The organism is Pedobacter sp. AC402 (genome assembly GCF_979252805.1).
This window is the reverse complement of the sequence record NZ_CEEDAI010000011.1, coordinates 334,333-356,620: the sequence shown is the minus strand read 5'-3', so window position 1 is coordinate 356,620 and position 22,288 is coordinate 334,333. Positions and strand designations below refer to the sequence as shown.

20 protein-coding genes and 1 riboswitch are annotated in these 22,288 nt (G+C 37.8%); of the genes, 11 read left to right on the top strand and 9 right to left on the bottom strand.

Annotation, left to right across the window (positions count from 1 at the left end; translation table 11 throughout):
* Window positions 1-175 precede the first annotated feature (175 nt).
* Together apaG and dusB are read right to left on the bottom strand one after the other, a co-directional pair.
* Entirely contained in the window at window positions 176-562 is a 387-nt protein-coding gene (gene apaG, locus AC0IWE_RS20325) for a Co2+/Mg2+ efflux protein ApaG (RefSeq protein ID WP_055914352.1), read from the bottom strand.
* A 36-nt stretch (window positions 563-598) separates the two neighbouring features.
* Complete coding sequence (gene dusB, locus AC0IWE_RS20320) at window positions 599-1,606, bottom strand: tRNA dihydrouridine synthase DusB (protein ID WP_055914349.1); 1,008 nt, start codon at window positions 1,604-1,606, stop codon at window positions 599-601.
* Between the two features lie 43 nt (window positions 1,607-1,649).
* On the opposite strand from dusB, the gene AC0IWE_RS20315 reads away from it, so the two are divergent.
* The 3 genes from AC0IWE_RS20315 to AC0IWE_RS20305 are packed head-to-tail and all read left to right on the top strand — an operon-like array spanning window position 1,650 to window position 3,618.
* Window positions 1,650-2,576 carry a lysostaphin resistance A-like protein gene (locus AC0IWE_RS20315; protein ID WP_471794510.1) on the top strand — a complete coding sequence of 309 codons (927 nt, stop codon included), beginning with the start codon at window positions 1,650-1,652 and terminating at the stop codon, window positions 2,574-2,576.
* Complete coding sequence (locus AC0IWE_RS20310) at window positions 2,557-2,763, top strand: putative signal transducing protein (RefSeq protein ID WP_055914343.1); 207 nt, start codon at window positions 2,557-2,559, stop codon at window positions 2,761-2,763. The genes AC0IWE_RS20315 and AC0IWE_RS20310 overlap by 20 nt, the downstream gene beginning before the upstream one ends.
* Window positions 2,764-2,808: 45 nt before the next feature.
* A complete protein-coding gene (locus AC0IWE_RS20305) occupies window positions 2,809-3,618 on the top strand; it encodes a phosphatidate cytidylyltransferase (protein ID WP_055914341.1) in 810 nt (269 codons plus the stop codon).
* A 442-nt stretch (window positions 3,619-4,060) separates the two neighbouring features.
* Here AC0IWE_RS20305 and AC0IWE_RS20300 read toward each other — a convergent pair whose 3' ends face one another.
* The 3 genes from AC0IWE_RS20300 to metE all read right to left on the bottom strand — a co-directional run bounded on the left by AC0IWE_RS20300 (window position 4,061) and on the right by metE (window position 7,623).
* Window positions 4,061-4,726 carry a class I SAM-dependent methyltransferase gene (locus AC0IWE_RS20300; RefSeq protein ID WP_471794509.1) on the bottom strand — a complete coding sequence of 222 codons (666 nt, stop codon included), beginning with the start codon at window positions 4,724-4,726 and terminating at the stop codon, window positions 4,061-4,063.
* Window positions 4,727-4,773: 47 nt separating this feature from the next.
* Entirely contained in the window at window positions 4,774-5,160 is a 387-nt protein-coding gene (locus AC0IWE_RS20295; RefSeq protein WP_025141655.1) for an acyl-CoA thioesterase, read from the bottom strand.
* A gap of 129 nt (window positions 5,161-5,289) precedes the next feature.
* A complete protein-coding gene (gene metE, locus AC0IWE_RS20290) occupies window positions 5,290-7,623 on the bottom strand; it encodes a 5-methyltetrahydropteroyltriglutamate--homocysteine S-methyltransferase (protein WP_471794508.1) in 2,334 nt (777 codons plus the stop codon).
* Between the two features lie 192 nt (window positions 7,624-7,815).
* A riboswitch (cobalamin riboswitch) is annotated at window positions 7,816-8,021 on the bottom strand.
* 126 nt (window positions 8,022-8,147) lie between these two features.
* Between metE and AC0IWE_RS20285 the strand changes: the two genes are divergently transcribed.
* From AC0IWE_RS20285 to AC0IWE_RS20275, 3 genes are all read left to right on the top strand, one after another.
* Entirely contained in the window at window positions 8,148-8,699 is a 552-nt protein-coding gene (locus tag AC0IWE_RS20285; protein ID WP_471794507.1) for a M14 family zinc carboxypeptidase, read from the top strand.
* Entirely contained in the window at window positions 8,689-10,842 is a 2,154-nt protein-coding gene (locus tag AC0IWE_RS20280) for a M14 family metallopeptidase (protein WP_471794506.1), read from the top strand. The genes AC0IWE_RS20285 and AC0IWE_RS20280 overlap by 11 nt, the downstream gene beginning before the upstream one ends.
* Window positions 10,843-11,063: 221 nt before the next feature.
* Window positions 11,064-11,780, top strand: a complete 717-nt coding sequence (locus AC0IWE_RS20275; RefSeq protein WP_471794505.1) for a DsbA family oxidoreductase — start codon at window positions 11,064-11,066, stop codon at window positions 11,778-11,780.
* A gap of 220 nt (window positions 11,781-12,000) precedes the next feature.
* On the opposite strand, the gene AC0IWE_RS20270 is transcribed toward AC0IWE_RS20275, so the two are convergent.
* The gene (locus AC0IWE_RS20270; protein ID WP_025141651.1) at window positions 12,001-12,219 is read right to left on the bottom strand and encodes a DUF3820 family protein; all 219 of its coding nucleotides are present in this window, start codon (window positions 12,217-12,219) and stop codon (window positions 12,001-12,003) included.
* A gap of 104 nt (window positions 12,220-12,323) precedes the next feature.
* Window positions 12,324-15,662 (bottom strand): transcription-repair coupling factor, encoded by a 3,339-nt coding sequence (gene mfd / locus AC0IWE_RS20265; RefSeq protein ID WP_471794504.1) that lies wholly within the window; start codon window positions 15,660-15,662, stop codon window positions 12,324-12,326.
* 308 nt (window positions 15,663-15,970) lie between these two features.
* Here mfd and AC0IWE_RS20260 point away from each other — a divergent pair, with 308 nt between their 5' ends.
* Window positions 15,971-16,273 carry a DUF2752 domain-containing protein gene (locus AC0IWE_RS20260; protein ID WP_471794503.1) on the top strand — a complete coding sequence of 101 codons (303 nt, stop codon included), beginning with the start codon at window positions 15,971-15,973 and terminating at the stop codon, window positions 16,271-16,273.
* A 5-nt stretch (window positions 16,274-16,278) separates the two neighbouring features.
* Window positions 16,279-16,647: a TM2 domain-containing protein gene (locus AC0IWE_RS20255; RefSeq protein WP_055914323.1), complete on the top strand. Its 369-nt coding sequence runs from the start codon at window positions 16,279-16,281 to the stop codon at window positions 16,645-16,647.
* 151 nt (window positions 16,648-16,798) lie between these two features.
* On the opposite strand, the gene AC0IWE_RS20250 is transcribed toward AC0IWE_RS20255, so the two are convergent.
* Complete coding sequence (locus AC0IWE_RS20250) at window positions 16,799-17,326, bottom strand: hypothetical protein (RefSeq protein ID WP_471794502.1); 528 nt, start codon at window positions 17,324-17,326, stop codon at window positions 16,799-16,801.
* A gap of 110 nt (window positions 17,327-17,436) precedes the next feature.
* Here AC0IWE_RS20250 and AC0IWE_RS20245 point away from each other — a divergent pair, with 110 nt between their 5' ends.
* From AC0IWE_RS20245 to AC0IWE_RS20235, 3 genes are all read left to right on the top strand, one after another.
* Window positions 17,437-18,534 carry a Nif3-like dinuclear metal center hexameric protein gene (locus AC0IWE_RS20245; protein WP_471794501.1) on the top strand — a complete coding sequence of 366 codons (1,098 nt, stop codon included), beginning with the start codon at window positions 17,437-17,439 and terminating at the stop codon, window positions 18,532-18,534.
* On the top strand, window positions 18,534-19,277 hold the full coding sequence (locus tag AC0IWE_RS20240) for a zinc ribbon domain-containing protein (protein WP_055914314.1): 744 nt from the start codon (window positions 18,534-18,536) through the stop codon (window positions 19,275-19,277). The genes AC0IWE_RS20245 and AC0IWE_RS20240 overlap by 1 nt, the downstream gene beginning before the upstream one ends.
* A 173-nt stretch (window positions 19,278-19,450) precedes the next feature.
* Window positions 19,451-20,938: a tetratricopeptide repeat protein gene (locus AC0IWE_RS20235; protein WP_471794500.1), complete on the top strand. Its 1,488-nt coding sequence runs from the start codon at window positions 19,451-19,453 to the stop codon at window positions 20,936-20,938.
* On the opposite strand, the gene AC0IWE_RS20230 is transcribed toward AC0IWE_RS20235, so the two are convergent.
* On the bottom strand, window positions 20,935-22,011 hold the full coding sequence (locus AC0IWE_RS20230) for a 3-oxoacyl-ACP synthase III family protein (protein WP_471794499.1): 1,077 nt from the start codon (window positions 22,009-22,011) through the stop codon (window positions 20,935-20,937). The two genes, AC0IWE_RS20235 and AC0IWE_RS20230, sit on opposite strands and share 4 nt — an antisense overlap.
* Window positions 22,012-22,288 lie beyond the last annotated feature (277 nt).

The window sequence follows — 22,288 nt, the reverse complement described above, 5'->3', positions numbered from 1 at the left end:
GAAAACCCAGTTTGTGGTAAATGGGTAAGGTTCTGTTCCAATCCTGCTACTATTGGTAAAGATTTTTTACTTTTTTAAACGCAACGTCCTGCTGAATTAATTTCAGCATCTTTTTATCCAGATAGACCCTGAAATAAATTCAGGGAGAAGACGCTAGAGATTAATATTTGTAGAATTAATTCAGTTTATAAGGTGCTACCAATTGAAACTCTGGTATATCAACATCAAATTCTGAATCATCAATATCACGTTTCATAAGATAGGTACCCTTCATGCTGCCCATATCTGTTTTTAAATTACAGCCAGAAACATATACGTGGGTTTCGCCAGGTTGAATAACAGGTTGCAAACCTACAACACCTTCTCCTTCTACTTCTCTGCGGCTGCTGTTAGAATCGAAAATTAACCATTGACGGCGCATTAACTGTACAGCATAATCAGAAAGGTTTGAGATTTCTACGCGATAGGCAAACATAAAATGTTCATTGGCCGGATTTGAATATTCTGGCTGGTAAAGTGTTTCTACCGAAACTTTAACCCCGTCTGTAATAGCTGTAACCATGATGATTTACGAATGTATAAAAAAACCTTTCAAAAATCAAGCCAGTACTTTAGTGGCATCATAGTCGGCAAATTTCTCCGCCACTTCTTCTAAAATACTGTAAATGTTGTTAATATCCGGCTCTGCAACCAAACGCATTCTGTAAGGTTTAAAATCAGGCAGGCCTTTAAAATAGTTTGCATAATGGCGGCGCATCTCGAAAATTCCGGTTTTAGGTCCCTTCCATTCCAGCGATTTATCCAAATGTGTACGGCAAACTTCAATTCTTTCTTCGATAGTTGGTCCGGCAAGATGTTCGCCGGTTTTAAAAAAGTGTTTTACTTCGCGGAAAATCCATGGATAGCCAATGGCAGCACGACCAATCATAATGCCATCTATTTCATATTCCATACGCCAGTTTGCAGCTTTTTCCGGACTGTCTACATCACCATTTCCAAAAATTGGAATTTTTATCCGGGGATTGCGTTTAATTTCGCGGATGAGCGACCAATCAGCTTCGCCTTTATATAATTGTGCCCTGGTTCTGCCATGGATGGTAAGTGCCTGAATACCCACATCCTGCAATCTTTCAGCAACTTCATAAACATTTTTAGTATTGTCATCCCAACCAAGGCGGGTTTTAACGGTAACAGGTAAATGTGAGGCCTTAACTACAGCATCAGTCATTTTTACCATTTTATCAATATCCTGAAGCAAGCTTGATCCCGCGCCTTTGCATACAACATTTTTTACCGGACAGCCGTAGTTAATGTCAACAAGATCTGGCCCTGCAGCAGAAGCGATTTCTGAAGCTTCGCGCATATGTTCAATATCGCCACCAAAAATCTGAATCCCGATTGGTCTTTCGTATTCGAAAATATCAAGTTTTTGAATGCTTTTAGCTGCATCACGGATTAAACCTTCCGAAGAAATAAATTCGGTATACATCATATCTGCCCCGTTTTTTTTGCATACATAACGGAAAGGCGGATCACTTACATCCTCCATTGGAGCCAACAGTAACGGGAACTCACCTAAATCTATATTTCCTATCTTAACAGACATTTTCTATCTTCAACGATTAATAAAACATACAAAGGTACAAATAATGAATTTTGTAACACCCATCCGAAAGGAAAGCCACCCACTTTTACAGATATTTTTACTTTGCCTTTACTGGGCTGCAGGAGCGGTAATCTGCACAGTATTAGGCTTTATTGTAATTGCAATGGTATACGGCACCTCCGTATTTGGTGAACTTGGGATGATTTTATATGGTGACCCTAAGTTTATTACGGCATTAAAAATCATTCAGATTTTTAGTTCTATCGGGATGTTTATATTACCTCCTATCGTTTTAGCCTATACAGAAGGGCGGAAGCCAAGTACTTTTTATGGTTTTAATAAACCATCTTTTCTCCTATTGATATTGGTTTTTATTATCATGATTGTGAGTATGCCTGTTATGGAATGGACAGCTGTGCTGAATCAGAAATTGGTGTTGCCAGAGTTTTTGAAAGGACTCGAAAGTTGGATGAAAATGAAGGAGCAGCAAGCGATGAAAATGACGATTCAGCTGATAACGGTAAGGAGTAATTGGGATTTTGTAGTCAATTTAATCATGATTGCCGCATTGCCGGCAATTGGCGAAGAACTTTTTTTTAGGGCCGGACTTCAGGGTTCGCTAAAAAAAATGCTTGGCAACCATCATGTTGCAATCTGGAGTACTGCGATTATTTTTAGTGCCATTCATGTTCAGTTTTATGGTTTTTTACCGCGTATGCTTTTAGGTGCAGGCTTTGGTTATTTATATTATTATAGTGGAAGTATCTGGTATGCCATTTTAGCCCACTTTATAAATAATGCTTACGCAGTTTGTGCAGCTTTTTACATGCAGAAACACCATATGCCTTTAGATAAAGCTGACGAACCAATCGGTTTTCCGTGGTATGGCTATTTAATTAGTGCAATAATTACCATAGCTTTGTTCAAATTTTTTAAAGATAGCGCAACACGTGAGCGAAAATTGGGTTAAAGTATATACCACCAGCGATGCCTTTGCGGCAGAGGTATTAAAACAGGGGTTAACAGAGGCTGGCATCCCCGCGGTAACAATGAATAAACAGCTCTCGGCATATAATATTGGCGAAATAAATGTTTTGGTAAGTAAGGTCGATTTTGATAAAGCCATAGAATATATCGTTGAAAACGAAATTGATTAGTAAAAACATGACCTTATCCCCTACACCTTTTACCTCCTATCTTAAATGAAAACCAGGGCAATAACCGCTTTCTTTTTTACCATTGTAATGCTTGGCTCTATTTTTTTAGGGAGTTATACATTTTCTATTTTCTATCTTGTTTTAAGTGTTTTATCCTTATTCGAGTTTTATAAACTGATCAAAAATTCGGGGATCAGGCCACACCGTAACATTGGTTTAGTAGCCGGTTTCCTGATATTTTTAATGGCTGCAGGCTTACATTACCTTAAATATGATGTTAAATATCTGCTGCTGTGTATACCTTTGATTTTCTCTGTATTTATTACAGAACTTTATAAAAAGAATAAAATTCCTTTTGCCAATATCTCTTACACTTTTGTGGGCTTTGTTTATGTAACCATTCCATTTTGCTTTTTCCATGCTTTAGGGTTTTTAAAAGATTGGAATGAATATAATTTTCATTTTCCGCTTGCATTTTTATTAATGCTTTGGGCAAATGATACAGGAGCTTATCTTTTTGGTGTAAAATATGGTAAAAGCAAACTGTTTGAGCGCCATTCGCCAAAGAAAAGCTGGGAAGGCTTTTTTGGAGGAATGTTTACCAGCGTTTTGGTTGCTTTTGCTTTGTCGTTTTGGTTTACAGAAAATCCTGCCTGGGTTTGGGCTGGCATGGCCGTGTTAATTGCCAGTTTCGGTACTTTAGGTGATCTAGTGGAATCGATGCTTAAACGCAGCTTGGATACAAAAGATAGCGGAGGGTTATTACCGGGGCATGGTGGTTTGTTGGATCGTTTTGATGGCTTGTTACTGGCTGCTCCAGTTGTTTACGCCTATCTGTACTTGATTTTGTATTAAAGGTTTATCTATCGCCCTGATTTTAACGAGTATGGATGAGATTCACATTTAAAATGTAGGTTTTTTTTTATTAGCGATACAATCGCTATTCTCGCTAATCCTCGTTACAAACGAGGACTATTATTTGTTTCATAATCTTTAGCCGTTACTACGTAATACTCCCTTTCTACTTATCGTCCTCGTTTTTAACGAGGATGAACGAGATTCACATTTAAAATGTGGTTGTGCGATTAGCGATAGAATCGCTATTCTCGCTAATCCTCGTTACAAACGAGGACTATTATTTGTTTCGTAATCTTTAGCCGTTACTAATTAATATTCCCTTTCTTATTATCGCCCTCGTTTGTAACGAGGATGAATGAGATTCACATTTAAAATGTGATTGTGCTATTAGCGATACAATCACTATTCTTTGTTATAAACGAGGACTATTATTTGTTTCTTATGCTTTAGCCGTTACTACGTAATATTCCCTTTCTACCTGGTCGCCTGTTTTACTTTGAACCTGTTCTAATTTTCTAATAGCATCTTTAACTGTAAAACCTGCATTCTCTAATAAGTCTATTACGGTTTTTACCTCATATAGTGTAAATCCATAAGGGGTAAAAGGAAGGTTTTGCATAAAGGTTTTATCCGCAAAACATATAGCTAAAGTCCCTTTAGGCTTTAATACACGCTTAATTTCGTTCAGGTATTTGCTCGGATCAGGCCAAAAATAGATCGTATTAACAGTAAAAACTTTATCGAACATATAATTTTCAAATGGCAGCGTAACGCCATTGCTTAACTGAAAATGAACTTTTCCATTTGTAATATAATGCTGGTTGATCTTTTCGGCCTCAGCAATCATCGTTTCCGAAATATCGGCTCCGTAATACGTTAGATTTTCTGCTTTTAATAATAATTGAGCGATATGACCGCCATTGCCATGACCAATTTCTAAAACTTTTTCATTGCTTTTTAGCTGTAATGCATTAATTGCAGCATTAGTCATTCCGATGTTATTGGCATGCATCATCTCCCCTGATTTAATGCCATGCTCACCTTCAGGGCAGCTTAATTGTTTTGCAATATTTTTTAGCTCTTCTACTGAATGCTGATGTTCCATAATCAAAGCTAAAAATTAAGAATGGATGATTTTTACATCTTTTTAGATTATTTAATTACCTGAACAGGCTTTTTATTTTCATCGATGGCTACAAAAGTAAAATCGCCATGTACCGCCAATTCTCTTCCCTCGGCATACATTTGCTCAATATAAATTTCTACATTAACTTTTAAACTGGTGTTTCCTACATGATTTACCTTGCCAATAAGCTCTACAATGGTGCCCGCAGGAATTGGTTTTTTAAAATCTATTCTGTCGCTGCTTACCGTAACCATAATTTGGCGGCTGAAACGCGTTGCAGTGATAAAAGCTACCTCATCCATCAGGTGCATGGCAGTACCTCCAAAAAGGGTATCGTAATGGTTTGTTGTATTAGGAAAAACGGCTTTAAAAATACTGGTTTTGGAGTTTTCTATTCTTTCTTCTAGAGTCATGGGATAAATATAGGGGCTGTAAAAAGCTTTGACAACTTTCTTTATTAGAAAGTTGTCAAAGTATAGCTTGGCCATGGAAAACAGGAATATAAAAACGCGTGTTTTCTGTGTTTCCGTGGCCAAATTAGATTAATTCGCCTGAAGATCTGCAGCCAAAACTTCTTCGGCTTTACGCATTTCTTTAGCAGCCTCAACCATTTCGATTAAGGCTTTTTTAGTTTCGTCCCAACCCCGGGTTTTTAAGCCACAATCAGGGTTTACCCATAATTGTTCTGATGGAATAACAGCCTTTGCTTTTCTGAGTAACTGAACCATTTCTTCCTTTTTCGGAACCCTTGGAGAGTGAATATCGTAAACACCCGGACCAATTTCGTTTGGATATTTAAAATCGGCAAAAGCATCCAATAATTCCATTTGTGAACGTGAGGTTTCGATGGTAATAACATCGGCATCCATATCGGCTATGTTTTGGATAATATCGTTAAATTCCGAGTAACACATATGTGTATGGATCTGAGTATCATCTTTAACGCCACTAGCCGAAATTTTAAAGGCTTTAACTGCCCAGTTCAGGTAGGTTTGCCAATCTGCTTTGCGTAAGGGTAAACCTTCCCTAATGGCTGGCTCATCAATCTGAATAATTTTTATACCAGCATTTTCAAGGTCGCAAACTTCATCGCGGATAGCCAGGGCAATCTGTGTACAAGTTTCTGATCGTGGCTGATCGTTACGCACAAACGACCATTGTAAAATCGTTACCGGGCCTGTTAACATACCTTTCATGTACTTTGAGGTAAGTGACTGGGCATAAGCTGTCCACTTTACCGTCATCGGTTCAGGTCGCGAAACATCACCAAAAATAATTGGCGGTTTTACACAGCGTGAACCATAACTTTGTACCCAGCCGTTTTTAGAAAAAGCAAAGCCATCCAGTTGCTCGCCGAAGTATTCAACCATATCATTGCGCTCAAATTCGCCATGTACCAGTACATCAAGGTCTATTTCCTCCTGCCATTTTACCGCTTTTTCGGTTTCCAGAGCGATCAAATTATCATATTCCTCAACAGTAAAAGTTCCGTTTTTAAGTTTGGCTCTCCAGCTCCGTACTTCGGCTGTTTGCGGAAATGAGCCGATGGTTGTAGTGGCATAACTTGGTAAATTAAGTTCCTGCTGTTTAATTTTTCTAGCAGAAAATGGACTTAAGCGTTCAGCATCCTGCTCTTTTAATCCTAAAACACGTTGTTTAACTTCAGGATTGTGGATGATTTTAGAAACTTTACGGTTACTGATGGCAATTTTGTTTTCCTCCAATTTTTGTTGGGTAGATGCAGGGTTCTCGTTGGTAATCAGTTTTTTTAAGGTAGCAACCTCTGTAATTTTTTGTTTCGCATAGGCTAACCATTGTTTAATTTTTGCCGATAAATTTTTTTCGTTGGTTTCATTGTCTAAATCAACCGGTGAGTGGATTAAAGAGCAAGATGGGGCAATCCAGATTTTATCCAAACCTCTTTTTTCTATGGCTTGATTAATGATGGAAATAGATTTTTCGAAATAATTTTTCCAGATATTTCTTCCATCTACCAAACCTAAAGAAAGAACGGTTTCTTCTTTTAATGAAGTTAAAACATCCATTAACTGATCTTCAGCACGTACCAGATCGATGTGTAAGATATTTATAGGTAATGAAGTTGTTAAAGCTAAATTATTGCCCAAGCCTTCAAAATAGGTAGCTAAAACAATTTTTAACCGCGGAAAAGCTTTTCTGATCTCTTTATAGGCATATTCATAAGCTTTCTTGTCTTTTTCGGTAAGGTCTAAAGTCAAAAAAGGCTCATCAAACTGAACATATTCAACATCCAAAGCATCTAATCGGGATAATATCTCGATATAAACCGGAAGGAGGTTTTTAATAAGATCAATCTTTTCAAAACCAGCTTCTTTTTCCTTACCTAATAAAAGGTAGGAAACAGGGCCGATCAAAACCGGCTTTGTAGTAATCCCCAGCTGTTTTGCCTCATAAAATTCATCGATAATTTTGGTCGAGAAGAGTTTAAATGGCTGGTTTTTATAAAATTCAGGTACAATGTAATGGTAATTGGTATCAAACCATTTGGTCATTTCCATTGCCACTACATCCAGGCCGTCTTTTTGATAGCCCCTTGCCATGGCGAAATAAAGATCGAGTTCTTCGTTTCCTTTTTTCAGAATCACCTCGTTATACCTTTTCGGAATCGCCCCAAAAGTTAAGGAATGATCGAGCACATGATCATAAAAAGAGAAGTCGTTCGATGGAATAACATCAATTCCGGCTTCTTTTTGAAGTTTCCAGTTTTCGTGGCGAATGTTTTTGCCCACCTGAAGTACGTTTTTGTACCCAGTTTTATCTGCCCAATAATTTTCGCAGATTTTCTTTAATTCCCTTTGACTACCTATTCGCGGATAGCCTAGATTTTGCGTTAGCATCTCTTTTAAAGATTAAGTAAATAAATCGTTTAAAAGCTCAAATCAGTATTTTAATGTGTTTCTGCTTATAAATAAAAAGGAAAGGTTACGGCACAGCCTGCCCGCTATCAGCAAAAAGCTTAAAGCAAGCATATAAAATTTAATTTTATTGTGTACAATCAGACCTGACCAATTACTTTATAACGCGAAAGCACCGTCAATTCAATATAGGCAGGTCTCCTGACTTATTCCCGATTTTACCGCCTTCCCATACCGGTTAAACGGCACAGTGGCATGAATGGTAAAACCGTTGTCTTTTTTATAGACAGAATTTACAGTTGCGCGACAGCTCGTGATTTGCACACGATTCCCTATTAATCCCGGGTGTATTTCCGGGAACCTGTATCGGTTGATGAAAAATAAAGTTAAGAACTTACATCAAGGCAAATGTATGGATTAGGATTTAAAACTTGTAACAAATTTACAGCAAGCTGTTTTTAGCACTTTTTCTCTATTATATTTGATTACCAACTAAACTTCTTATTATGATAAAAAACTACTTTAAAGGGCTCTGTTTTGCTTTTTTAATGGTAAATGGCCTCACTGTGTTTTCGCAGGAGGTACCCACGCCAAAATCTCATTTTGGTTTTGATATAGGCGATGATTATCAGCTCGCTAATTATACTCAAACAGAAACTTATTTTAAAAAACTTGCCGCAAGCTCCAACCGCATCAAATTAGTCGATATAGGTAAAACTGAAGAAGGCAGAAGCCAGTATATGCTCATTGTTTCCTCGCCGGAAAACCTAAAAAAATTAGATCGGTATAAAGAAATTTCGCAACAGCTGGCACATGCCGAAATTACGCCGGAGCAAGCAAAATCATTGGCACAAGAAGGTAAAGCCGTGGTATGGATAGATGGTGGTTTGCATGCAAATGAAGTGGTGGGTGCGCATCAATTAATCCAGACTATTTACGAATTTGCTTCAAGAAATGATGCTGAAACAACACGCATTCTGGATAATGTGATTATTTTGTTTACGCATGCCAACCCGGATGGACAAGAGTTGGTGAGCGAATTGGTACATGAGGGATAAAGATCCTAAAAAAAGAACTACTTCTGGATTGCCCGTTCTGTATGAAAAATATGCAGGGCATGATAATAACCGCGATTTCTTTATGTTAAACCTCAAAGAAACTCAGAATATTGGCCGTCAGCTCTTTGTAGAATGGATTCCGCAGATTATGTATAACCACCACCAGGCTGGTCCGGCAGGTACAGTTGTGGCAGGCCCACCCTACCGCGACCCATTTAATTATGTTTTCGATCCAACCATACTAACCAGTTTAGATGCTGTGGGTGCTGCCATGCACAATAGAATGAATGTAGAAAATAAACCTGGCTACACCCAGCGTGGAGGATCGGTTTATTCTACCTGGTACAATGGAGGGTTAAGAACCACAACTTATTTTCACAATATGGTTGGGCTTTTAACCGAAATTATAGGTAATCCTACCCCATCTGAAATTCCCCTGGTTCCATCGCGTTTATTACCTAGTGGCGATTCACCAAACCCAATTACGCCAAGAAAATGGTATTTTAAAAATTCGATCGATTATTCAGTTTCTTTAAATTATGCTGTTTTAGGTTACGCACAGCGTTATCGGGATGAATTATTATACAACATTTACCAAATGGGCCGAAACTCAATTGAGCGTGGTAAAAAGGATACCTGGTCTTTCTCTCCTAAGAAAATTGAAGCCATTAACAATGCTGCAAAAGGTGAAAAAGGCACCTCCATTGCAGGTGGAGATGCAGATTTTGGAGCAAGAAGGCAAATCAGTATGAAAGCTTTTGATACGGTAATGAAAGCCCCTTTAAACAGAGATCCGCATGGTTATATTTTATCTGCAGATCAACCTGATTTCAATACGGCCATCAAGTTTTTAAATGCATTGATCAGAACGGGTATTGTGGTACAAAAAGCAACCTCCTCTTTTAGTGTTGCCGGAAAAAATTATCCTGCCGGAAGTTATGTGGTTAAAACCGATCAGGCTTTCCGTCCGCATGTTTTGGACATGTTCGAACCGCAAGATCATCCAAACGATTTTAAATACGAAGGCGGTGCGCCAATTCCACCATATGATGCTGCTGGATGGACATTAGCGTATTTAATGGATGTGAAATTTAATCGGATTCTTGATGATTTCTCAGGTCCGTTTGAGAAAAATCCTTATGGACAATTATTAAAGCCTGAAAATAAATTAGCCAACGGATCAAGCTATGTCTTAAGCGCAGCGCAGAATGATTCTTACACCGCAGTAAATGATTTATTGAGAAACAAAGTTGAGGTTTACCGCTCCACAGAAAATGGCGATTTTTATGTTTCATCAGCAGGAAAATCGGTATTGGAAAAAGCAAATGTCAAACTAAAAATTGCTGCGGCTCCAAAAAGCAAAGTTAAAATATCAACTGCCAGAATTGCCTTATGGGATACTTATGGAGGTTCTATGGCTTCGGGCTGGGTTCGCTTTTTAATGGAACAGTACCATTACAATGCAACTGTAATTTATCCTCAGGATATCGATGCTGGCAATTTAAAATCAAAATATGATGTGATTATTTTTGTTGGTGGTGCAATCCCAGGAGTACAGGGAGGTGCCGGAAACAGATCTTTTGGCCCAAAGGCAGACGAAGTTCCACAAGAATTCAGAAACCGTTTAGGAAGAATCACTTCCGATAAATCGATTCCTGAATTAAAGAAATTTCTGGAAGCAGGAGGAAATATTGTAACCATTGGCAGCAGTACAAATTTAGCTTATCACTTAAATCTACCGGTGCGGAATGCAATGGTCGAAATTGTGAACGGGGAGGAAAAGAGATTGCCTGCTGAAAAGTATTATGTTCCCGGAAGTGTTTTAAATGTTGGTGTAGATACAACCTTACCAACCAATTGGGGAATGGAAAAGGAAGCTGATGTTTATTTTGATAACAGCCCTGTTTTTAAGCTCACTGGCGACGCCATTGCTTCTGGTAAGATAAAACCATTATTGTGGTTTGAAAACGCCTCACCATTGCGCAGCGGATGGGCATGGGGGCAAGCCTATCTTCAAGATGGTGTAACGGCTTTTGAAGCAAAGGTTGGCAAAGGGAAGCTGCTTGCTTTCGGGCCTGAAATTGTTTTCAGGGCTCAAACACATGGTACGTTTAAACTGATATTTAACCAGTTGTATAAATAGTTATAATTGATTGACAAATCAAATATGAAGGTCGTCATTTCGACTAAAGCTTAGTGAAATGGAGTAATCTTTGAATTGTTAAAAGATTTCTACACTGCGGTCGAAATGACGATATCTTGAGATGAAAACTTTATTAAGACACTAGGGCCACTATCCTAAACGATAGTGGCTTTTTACTTTGGCTTTACTATAAGCAATTATAATCACCTTAATTTTGTGTTATGAAAGTAGAAATCTGGTCGGACGTAATGTGTCCGTTTTGCTATATCGGGAAAAGACATTTTGAACAGGCAATTGAAAAATTACCGTTCAAAAATGAAATTGAAGTAGATTGGAAAAGTTTTCAGCTCAACCCTGAGTACCACAATACCAACAATGAAACAATTTACGATTACCTTTCGAGAAGCAAAGGTATGCCCGTTGAGCAAGCCAAACAGATGACACAACAAGTTGTTGATATGGCTGAAAATGCTGGTTTAACGATTGATTTTGATACAAATATACCTGCCAATACTTTTAATGCACATCGATTGATTCATTTGGCAGCAAAACATAAACTTCAGGATTTAGCAGAAGAAAAATTGTTTGAAGCTCATTTTGTAAAAAGCAAAAATATTGGTGAAACCGACGTTTTGATTGATCTTGCCGTAGAAATTGGCTTGGATAAAGCAGAAGCCATGTCGGTTTTAAATGGAAATGAATTTGCAGAAGCTGTTCGTTATGATATTTATGAAAGCCAAAATTTAGGAATTAGAGGGGTTCCTTATTTTGTTATGGACCGCAAATATGGCGTTTCGGGTGCGCAACCTGTACCGGCTTTTACTGATGCACTTACCCAAAGTTTTACCGAATGGAAAGAAGCACAACCTAAAACTACAATAACCTCATTAAACAAAAATAATGATGCGGTTTGTGATGAGAATGGTTGTGAGATATAAATTTCTTTCCTAAAGATTAGGTAGATCAAAGCAGATCTTTTGCTGTATTTATTTGATCTCCACAAAATTTCCCTCATTCATCATGCTGAATTTATTTCAGCACCTATAAAAACATGTTTGCAGGCTAGATCCTGAAACAAGTTCAGGAGGACGATCGTTTTAGGACCTTCGACTCCGTTCAGGATTGGCATCGTAGTTATTAAATGATAGATGACCCTAACTACCGCTGATTTTTTAAAGGCGTTAACAGGTATTCTAAACCATTTACCCGTATTTCAAACATAGTAGCCATTAAATCGCCCAGTTTTCCTTTCGGAAAGCCCTTATCCTTATACCAAAGCAAGTAACTTTCAGGAATATTGCAGATCAGATAACCTTTATATTTTCCATAGGGCATTTGCATTTTCACTAAATCGAGCAATAAAGTAGGGTCTAACATTTTGTTTTAAAATAAGTGCTCATAATTGAAAAAACATTAATTCAGTCAACAGACTGACTCAATTAACATTAATTCAGTCAATGAACTGACTGAATTAATGTTTTTTAATCAATCAGCTCTAAAGTTTCAATCGCTTCCTCAACGGTTTTTACATTATCGAAAGCAATCCTTAAGGTGTTTTTTACCTCTTTTAAATTACACATCCGTGGATGATTTTGTGCAAAAGTTAAAATTCTGGTAAAAGTATTTGAATCAAAATAAGCTGATTGTTTATCGCTCAAGAAATATCCGCGCAAGCTGTTTTTCTTGAAACTGATTTTTTCAAAACCTAATTTCTTACCTAACCACTGTAACCGTACCACGCTGAGCATTGTTTTTACCTGAGGTGGAACAGGCCCGAAACGATCGGCTAAATGTTTTTCAAAAATAGCAAGCTCTGTTTCGTTATCAAGTTTAGAAAGTTCGGTATATAAATTATAACGTTCAGTTATGTTGGTAATGTAAGCATCGGGGATATACAATTCCAGATCCGTATCTACTTGCGTAAAGCCCACAAACGGACGGGCAGGTTCATTTTCAAAAAGGCCTTTAAACTCTGCTTCTTTAAGTTCCTGAATGGCTTCATCCAGTATTTTATGGTACATCTCGAATCCGATTTCGGCAATAAAACCACTTTGCTCAGCACCAAGCAGGTTCCCGCTTCCTCGGATATCTAAATCGCGCATGGCCACATTGAAGCCGCTTCCAAGATCAGAAAATTCTTCAATTGCACTCAAACGCTTCCGGGCTTCAGATGTTAGCGTAGATAATGGTGGCGAAAGTAAATAACAAAAGGCTTTTTTATTGCTCCGGCCCACCCTGCCGCGCATTTGATGCAGATCGCTCAAACCAAACATATGTGCATGGTTAATGATGATGGTATTTGCATTCGGGATATCCAAACCAGCTTCGATAATGGTAGTGGCTACTAAAACATCTTTTTCTCCATTAATGAAATCGAGCATTACATCCTCGAGTTGATCGCCATCCAATTGCCCGTGCGCAATACCAATCCTTGCTTTCGGTACCAATTTCTGGATCATTCCACCCAATTGCATCAAGTCATTCACACGGTTATGTATAAAGAAAACCTGTCCGCCACGGTCTAACTCGAACTGAACAGCTTCCTGGATCAGTTTATCGTTAAAAACATGCAATTCGGTACTAACGGGTTGCCTGTTTGGTGGTGGTGTACTAATAATGGATAAATCTCTTGCACCCATTAATGAAAAATGCAGCGTTCTTGGAATCGGAGTTGCTGTAAGTGTTAAAGTATCAACATTTACACGCACGGCTTTCAACCTTTCTTTTGCTGTAACGCCAAATTTCTGCTCTTCATCAATAATCATGATGCCGAGGTCTTTAAACTTTACATCCTTGCTCAGTAAGCGGTGTGTGCCGATCAAAATATCAACTTTACCTGCTGCGGCCTCGGCTAGCGTATCCTTAATTTGTTTATTGGTTTTAAACCTGTTAATGTAATCTACCGTAACCGGAAAATCTTTTAAACGCGACGAAAAAGTTTTAAAATGTTGTAAAGCTAAAATTGTGGTAGGTACTAAAATAGCGGCCTGTTTGCCTTCAGCAACGGCTTTAAATGCTGCACGGACTGCAATCTCAGTTTTTCCGAAACCCACATCGCCACAAACCAAACGATCCATCGGGTGAGGCGATTCCATGTCTTTTTTTACATCCTGGGTAGCCTTTAACTGATCGGGAGTATCTTCATAAATAAAAGAAGCCTCCAGTTCGGTTTGTAAATAGCTATCTGGCGAAAATGCCGTTCCGGCCTGGGTTTTACGCAATGCATAAAGCTTAATCAGGTCTCGGGCAATATCTTTAACTTTTTTTTTAGTGGTTTTTTTTAGCTTGTCCCAGGCATCGGTACCCAGCTTATTCATCTTGGGCACACCACTATCTTTGCCGCTGTATTTGGCTATCCTGTTTAATGAGTTGATGTTTACATAAAGAAGATCGTTATCGGCATAAATCAAACGGATCATCTCCTGTGTTTTACCATTTACCTCAACCTTTTCCAGTCCGGCGTATTTGCCGATCCCGTGATCGATGTGGGTAACATAATCGCCGGATTTTAATTCCCTTAAATCTTTTAGGGTAATGGCCTGACTTTTTTGATAGCCTTTTTTAAGCTTATATTTATAGTAACGGTCAAAAATCTGGTGATCAGTATAAAATGCTGTCTGAATCTGGGGATCTATAAAACCCTCGCGCAGCATGCTGTTAATCGGTGTAAATTTGGCCGTTTTGTCAATGTCTTCTAAAATGGCATATAAACGTTCAACCTGTTTCGGAGAATCAGTAAAAATAAAGTTAACAATGCCTTCTTTTTCGTTTTCCTTGAGGTTATGAATTAACAGATTGAAATCTTTATTGAATGATGGCTGTGGCTTTGTTTCAAATTCAAAACGGTGATCTGTTTTATAAAAAAACTGCTTTCCGAATTCAATGATGGGAAAATCCTGAAGATGATCTCCTAGTAATTTCTCATCGGTAAAAGCAAATTTAGGATCAATCCATTCGGGATTTTGATTTTTATCTGCAGCAGGAAGCGCTTTCCATAGTTCGACAGCTTTTTTAAACCCGGCTTTTACAATATCCAAGGTAAACTCAACATCCTTAAACCAGAGTTGTGTATCCTGATCGATGTAATCGAGGATACTGATATTACTTTCGGTTAAAAATTTCGCCTGAACGTTCGGCACAATGGTAAGCGATTTTACATCGGTTACTGAAAGCTGACTTTCAATTTCAAAACTTCTGATACTTTCTACCTCATCACCGAAAAATTCGATCCGGAAAGGCAGATCAGAAGAAAAAGAAAAAATATCTACAATACCGCCGCGGATAGAAAACTGACCTGGTTCGTAAACAAAATCTCTTCTGTCAAAGTCGTAATCAATTAAAAATTCATTTATAAAATCGATACCAAGCTTAGCACCCAGGCTTATTTCCAGTGTATTTTTTTCTAAAGCCGATCGGTCGATTACTTTTTCTGCTATGGCTTCCGGATAGGAAACCACAATTTTACCGTATTCAGAATCGTGGTTTAGTTCATTCAATACCTCGGCACGGGCCAGTACATTAGCGGTATCTACCTGGGTAAAATCGAAAGATTTTCGGTATGAAGATGGAAACAGTAAAACCTGTTTATCCAAAACACTTTCCAGGTCGGATTGAAAATAGGCCGCTTCTTCCCTATCAGGTAAAACGAACAAAATAGGTTTGTGGAGTAAAAAATAAGAAGAAAGTGCAACAATAGCATCGGCAGAACCCACCAATCCCTTTAATTGTATCTTTGGGTTTTTGGTACTGTTTAACGCTTTGGTAAACTGGCTTACCCTATCGTCTGTTTTGTATCTGTTTATTAAATCGCGAATGTTCAAGGCACAAAAATAAGCTTATCTTTTAATATTAACCCGCAATTTGTGTAAAGGTTTTTTTAACTAATTTTGGCCGGGTTGCAGGTAAAAATCAAAAGACGAAAAAGAAATAAATTCTTTTTGTTAGATTCCATTACTCATTTGGTCGAAATATATGCCCTATTCGTCGATTAAGGGCAAAATGATGTAACAAAGGTAGTCGTATAGCCTCTAAATTGTATAAAAAGTGAAACAATGAAGCCATTATGATTTCCATTTAAATAAAAATAAATCGTAGGAACTTCATCACCAATGAAAATAAATGATCACCAATGAAATACATTAAAAGCTTTCCTCTGGAACTATTTTTCTGGGTAGCAGCTTTGGTATTACTGGCAGCAGCAAATGGCCAAGAGCATCATTTTACACTTTGTCCATTAGCCAATTTAGGGTTTAAGGATTGGTGTCCGGGATGTGGCATAGGCAGGTCGATCAGTCATATTTTACATGGCGAATTTACCGAAAGCTTTTCGGAGCATTGGTTTGGGTTTCCGGCACTTTTAATTATAGTTTACAGAATATACACATTGATAAAAAATAAAAAAAGATTTAAAATTTCAACCACTAATATATAGAAACCATGGATATATTTCAGTCACCTCTAATGTCGTTACCAGGTATAACGCCAGAAGAATTTTCATACTTACAACAAGCTACTACCGGGTTAACGGAGCAGCAGTTGCGTAATTTCTTAATGGTTTACAGCAGCAAAAGGAAAAATCCCTCAGATATGTTAATTTTCTGTTTAATCGGTTTATTTGCAGTTCCCGGCCTGCAACGATTTATCATCGGCCAGATTGGAATGGGTATTTTATACCTGGTAACCGCAGGTTTATGTTTCATCGGATCAATTATCGATGTTGTAAACCATAAAACACTTGCTTTTGAGCATAACCAGAAAATGGTTTTCGAAAGCTTGCAGATGGTTAGAATGGGCGGGTTTCAGTAAACCCCTAATTTTAGTGAGTCTTAATTTTTTTGGGAATTACATACAGAACAGCTTTAATGTTCATCCTGCCATACACTATAAGTCCGCACCCATGAAAAACCGGGTTTGCGGACTTTTTTTATCAGTTTAGATGAAAAAACACAATAAACTGCTAAAACCTCACACCACCACGAATAGATAGAAAGCTTGTATTTTGTGTAATTTGAATACCTACTTTCGCATATGTGCTAAGTTGTGGAACAAGGTGATAATTTAACCCAAAGTCAAATTCTCCAAAAGTTGAGCTCTTTTTTCTCCCCATATCATTTTTCAGAAAACTTTGACCTAATTTTAAATTGAAGAGTGGACTCAATTTTTTTTGATTCGCTAAAAGTTCAACATCTAAGCTAGGTGCCACTCCATTGGCATTGTTTAATTTAAGATAGCTTAAACCTATACCCATAAATAAAAAACGATTAAGAATGATACCGTTAATCAGGTTAATTTCATTTCCTCCACTTTTGCCAGTCAAGAAATCAGAGGTACTAGGTTCTACTCTCTCGTATCTTATGAGTTGCGAGCCATAATAAAGATGACCAAATTCTGCTTTGGCACTATATCTAACCTGACAATAACCATTGCAGGCTATCGAAGTAAATAATAATACTAGGAATGAAATTTTAAACAATTTTATTTTCATCGATGTGAGGGCGTTATCTAATTTAGATCACTAATTTAATTATTGAAAACATATTGCCAAGTTTAAATTTTCATTTTTAACACAAACGCCATTTTTTCTATCTTTAGAAAATGAAATTAGCTGAAATTACAAATTATCTCGAAAGCATTGCACCATTGAATTACCAGGAAGATTATGATAATTCTGGCTTAATTGTAGGCGATCCCAATATGGAAATTCGTGGCGCTTTGGTGGCTTTAGATTGTGTGGAAAAGATTGTTGATGAGGCGATTTCGACAGGTTGCAATTTGATTATTACCCACCACCCAATTGTTTTTAAGGGTTTAAAAAAGCTAAATGGTAAAAATTATGTAGAACGTGTGGTGTTAAAGGCAATCAGGAATAACATTGCACTTTACGCCATTCATACCAACCTGGATAGTATCCACACAGGTGTAAATGCAAAAATATGTGAAAGATTAGGCCTAACAGGAACCAAAGTACTTTCGCCAAAAGCCGGGTTATTAAAGAAACTGGTTACGTATTGTCCGCAGGCCCAGGCAGAACAGTTGCGGTCTGCACTTTTTTATGCAGGTGCGGGCAACATCGGCAATTATAGCGAATGCAGTTTTAACGCTGAAGGCTTTGGTACATTTAAAGGAAATGAAAATTCAGATCCTTTTGTAGGTGAAAAAGGTGTTCGCCATCGTGAAGCAGAAGTTCGCATTGAAATGGTTTACCCTACACAGGCCGAGCGTAAAATTTTGGTAGCCTTGTTTGAAAACCATCCCTACGAGGAAGTGGCCTACGATATTTATAAGCTTGAAAACAAGCATGATTTAGTTGGTTCGGGCATGGTGGGCTGGCTTGAATATGATATGGATGCTTACGATTTTTTACATTTGGTAAAAGACCGCATGCAAGCTAAAGTGGTTAGGCATACCGAAATTATAGGTAAAAGGATAAAAAAAGTTGCCGTTTGCGGGGGGTCAGGAAGTTTCCTTTTAAAAGAGGCGATTGCTGCGGGGGCTGATGCTTTTATTACGGCAGATTTTAAATATCATGAGTTTTTTGATGCGGAGGAAAAACTGATCATTGCCGACATCGGACACTTTGAAACTGAACAATTTACCTCAAATTTATTGCTTGAAATTATTCAGAAAAAATTTACTAACTTTGCAATCCGTTTAACGGAGCAAAATACAAACCCCATAAATTACTTGTTTTAATGGAACAAACCGTAGAACAAAAGCTAAAGGCTTTATACGAATTACAAAATATCCACACAAAAATTGATAAGATCCGCCAGGTACGTGGTGAATTACCAATGGAAGTTGCCGATCTTGAGGATGACGTTTTAGGATTAGAAACTAGAATTGCAAAAATCAAAGGCGAACTTGATGATCTTGAGGATTCAATCGTAACCCGTAAAAATACAATTAAAGATGCGCAAGCTGCCATCAAAAGATACGATACTCAATTAAAAGAAGTTAAAAACAACCGTGAATACGATGCTTTAACTAAAGAAATTGAGATTCAAGGTTTAGATATTCAGGTATCTGAAAAGAAAATTAAAGAACATGGTTTCGAAATCACTTCTAAAACAGAAATCTATGAAGCTGCCAAAGCTGAATTAGATGGCAGAAAGAAAGATTTAGAAGTTAAAAAAGGTGAATTGGATGTAATTACTGCCGAAACTGAAAAAGAAGAGCAAGATTTACAAAAGAAAGCTGACAAAGCAGAGCCTCAAATTGATGAGCGTTTATTGGTTGCTTACAAACGTTTGCGCAAAAACGCAATTAACGGTTTGGCTGTGGTAACCATCGACCGCGATTCTTGCTCAGGTTGTTTTAACCAGATTCCGCCTCAACGCCAGTTAGATATCCGTCAACGTAAAAAAATTATCGTTTGCGAACACTGTGGTCGTATTTTGGTAGATGAAGCTTTAACTCACGAAGTAACCGAAGCTTAATCCGAATCATAAAATTATTAGAACGTCCCGATTTAATCGGGACGTTTTTTATATACGCCCATTTTTTGTGTACACAAAACAAGAGTACATTTTTAGCGTTTTAGTAAATAATTGATGTTAATGTGAAAGCCCTGTTGCTTTGTGCGCATAATTAAACCGAAATAGAATCCCGAATGAATAAAAGCTTCCGTTTTTTTGTAACCTCTGCCCTGCTCATTTCTCCTCTGTTTTCATTTGCAAACTTCGATTTTAACAGCAATTGCCTAAATGCCTATAAAAGCATCTTCGAACTAAAATTGGGTAATGCCAGGGCATATATCTCTACCGAAAAAAAGCAACATCCAAATAACTCCATCATTCCGCTTTTAGAAAATTATGTAGATTATTTTACCGTTTTAACATCGGAAAGCAAAGCTGATTTCGACCGCTTGAAAGTGAATAAATCTGCCCGTTTGGATCAAATTAGCGATGATGATAAAAATTCGCCATATTATTTATATGCACAGGCAGAAATCAATCTGCAATGGGCTTTAATAAGGGGCCGTTTTGGAGAATATTTTAATGCGGCAATGGAAGTAAAAAAAGCGAACAGCCTTTTACAGGAAAATAATAAGAAATTCCCCAACTTTCACCTTAACCTTAAAGGATTGGGTTTAATTAATGCCGTTTTAGGTAATTTACCAGATGGTGCCCTTAAAACAGCACTTTCTACTTTTGGCATAAAAGGCAATCTCCAAAATGGACTGAATATGTTCGAAAAACTTGCCGATAACCTGCCTAAATCTTCCTATGAGCCATTTTATGAAGAAGTGGTGTTTTATTATGCCTATGTATTAACTGATGTAGCGCATAGCCCCCAAGCCTATGCCAAAACCATAAAATATACCGAAAGGATTGCTGATACCAGTTTGTTAAAAAGCTATTTACAAAGTTATGTATGCATTAAGAACGGCCATAGCGAAGAGGCCATCTCCATTTTGGCCAAGCGGCCTGAAGGTGGTGTTTATCAACCTTTTCCATATTTAGATTACCTTGAAGGTATTGCGCATTTGAATAAATTGGATCTTAATGCCGCTACGTATTTTAACCGCTTTTTACAAGCAACCAGGGGCGTTAATTTTGTTAAAGACGCTTACCTGCATCTCGGCTGGATAGCGCTTCTGAAGGGAGATAAGGCCGGTTATACGGCCTTTGCGGCAAAGGCTGTTAAAAATGGATATACCTATATGGAAAAAGACAAGCAGGCCAAAAGTGAAGCTGCTGCCGGAACGCCTACGTTAGATCTTTTAAAAGCCCGGCTTTTATTTGATGGAGGCTATTTAAGCAGGGCACTGCAAACGCTCAATGATAAGAAAGCAAGTGATTATACGAATGATAGAGATAAAACAGAGTTTAATTACCGCTTGGGAAGAATTTACGATGATTTAGGTAAGGATGACCAAGCTTTAGCTGCTTATCAGGAGACCATCAATGGGGGCAGAAACCTGAAATATTATTTTGCTGCAAATGCTGCATTGCAGATGGGTAAGGTTTACGAACGGAAGAAAAATACCGCCAAAGCAAAAGAGGCTTTCAATACGGCCATAAGCATGAAAAATCATGAATTTGAAAGCAGTATTGAAAGCCAGGCAAAAGCCGGATTAAGAAGATTGACGAATTAAAAACGGTGTACAAAAGCATTGATGTGCATCCCTGCTCCAACTGAAGCAAAAACCGCTACATCACCAGCTTTAACTTTATAACCTTCTACCTGTTCTTTTAAAACCAGATCCAACAAAGTTGGTACAGTTGCTACTGAACTGTTTCCCAACCACGAAATCGTCATCGGCACTAAATTTTCTGGTACGGTATCTTTACCATAAAGCTTAAATAACCGCTTCATAATGGCGGTATCCATTTTTCCGTTGGCCTGGTGCACAAACACAATATTTACATCATCTACAGTTAAGCCAGCTTTATCAATAGCCTTTTTAATCACTTGCGGCACCTGAATTACTGCAAACTCATAAAGTTTACGGCCATTCATTTTTAAGTAAAGGTTTCCATTGGTTTCCTCCGGATGAGCACTTTTGCCCATGATTAAAAGGTTGCCGTGATTCACCGCATGGGTTTCGGTTTTATGCGCCAGAATACCTTTCTTTTCGTCTGATTCTTCTGCTTCAAAAATTACAGCTCCGGCACCATCCGAAAAAATCATGCTATCACGGTCGTGCGGATCGATAATGCGGCTTAAGGTTTCTGCTCCAATTACCATTACCCGTTTTGCATCGCCACTCTTAATGTAATAATCAGCCTGTATCGCGCCCTGAACCCAGCCCGGGCATCCAAAAATGATATCGTAGGCAACACAATCAGGGTTTTGGATACCTAATTGTTGTTTTACCTTCGCTGCTAAAGCGGGTAAAACATCTGTACGGTTACTTTCCAATGGGATATCGCCAAAATTATGGCAGAAGATAATATAATCTAAGGTTTCTTTATCGATACCGGCGTTTTCTATAGCTTTTTCTGCAGCCTTGGCACCGATATGGTTGCTTAACTGCTCGGGGCAGACGTAGCGTCTTTCAACGATCTCGGTAATTTCAGAAAACTTATTAATGATTTCTGAATTCTCCTTCTCCAATCGGTTTCCATTCTCAAAAAATGTAGAATTTAAAAATTCACTACCTGAAATAATATTCTGTGGAATATAACTTCCGGTGCCGGTAATTACCGTATTTATTGCTCTGCTCATAATTATAATACCGCATACTAAAACGGTATGTAGTATAAAACTATCAATTATATTCGATAATCGAAAATAAATTTATTTTTTTAACAGCCCACCCTGTCATTTAACCAGAAAATGAAGATACTATTTTTTAAAGAATCATTAAAGCATATTTTGAGTTTTGCCAACGATACCTATAAATTTTTAAAATATCTGAATTGCACTTTGAATCGAAGAATAAGCCACCACTAATGGCACTTTATTTTGATGTAGATTTTGTAATAACCTGATAAGAAGCGAG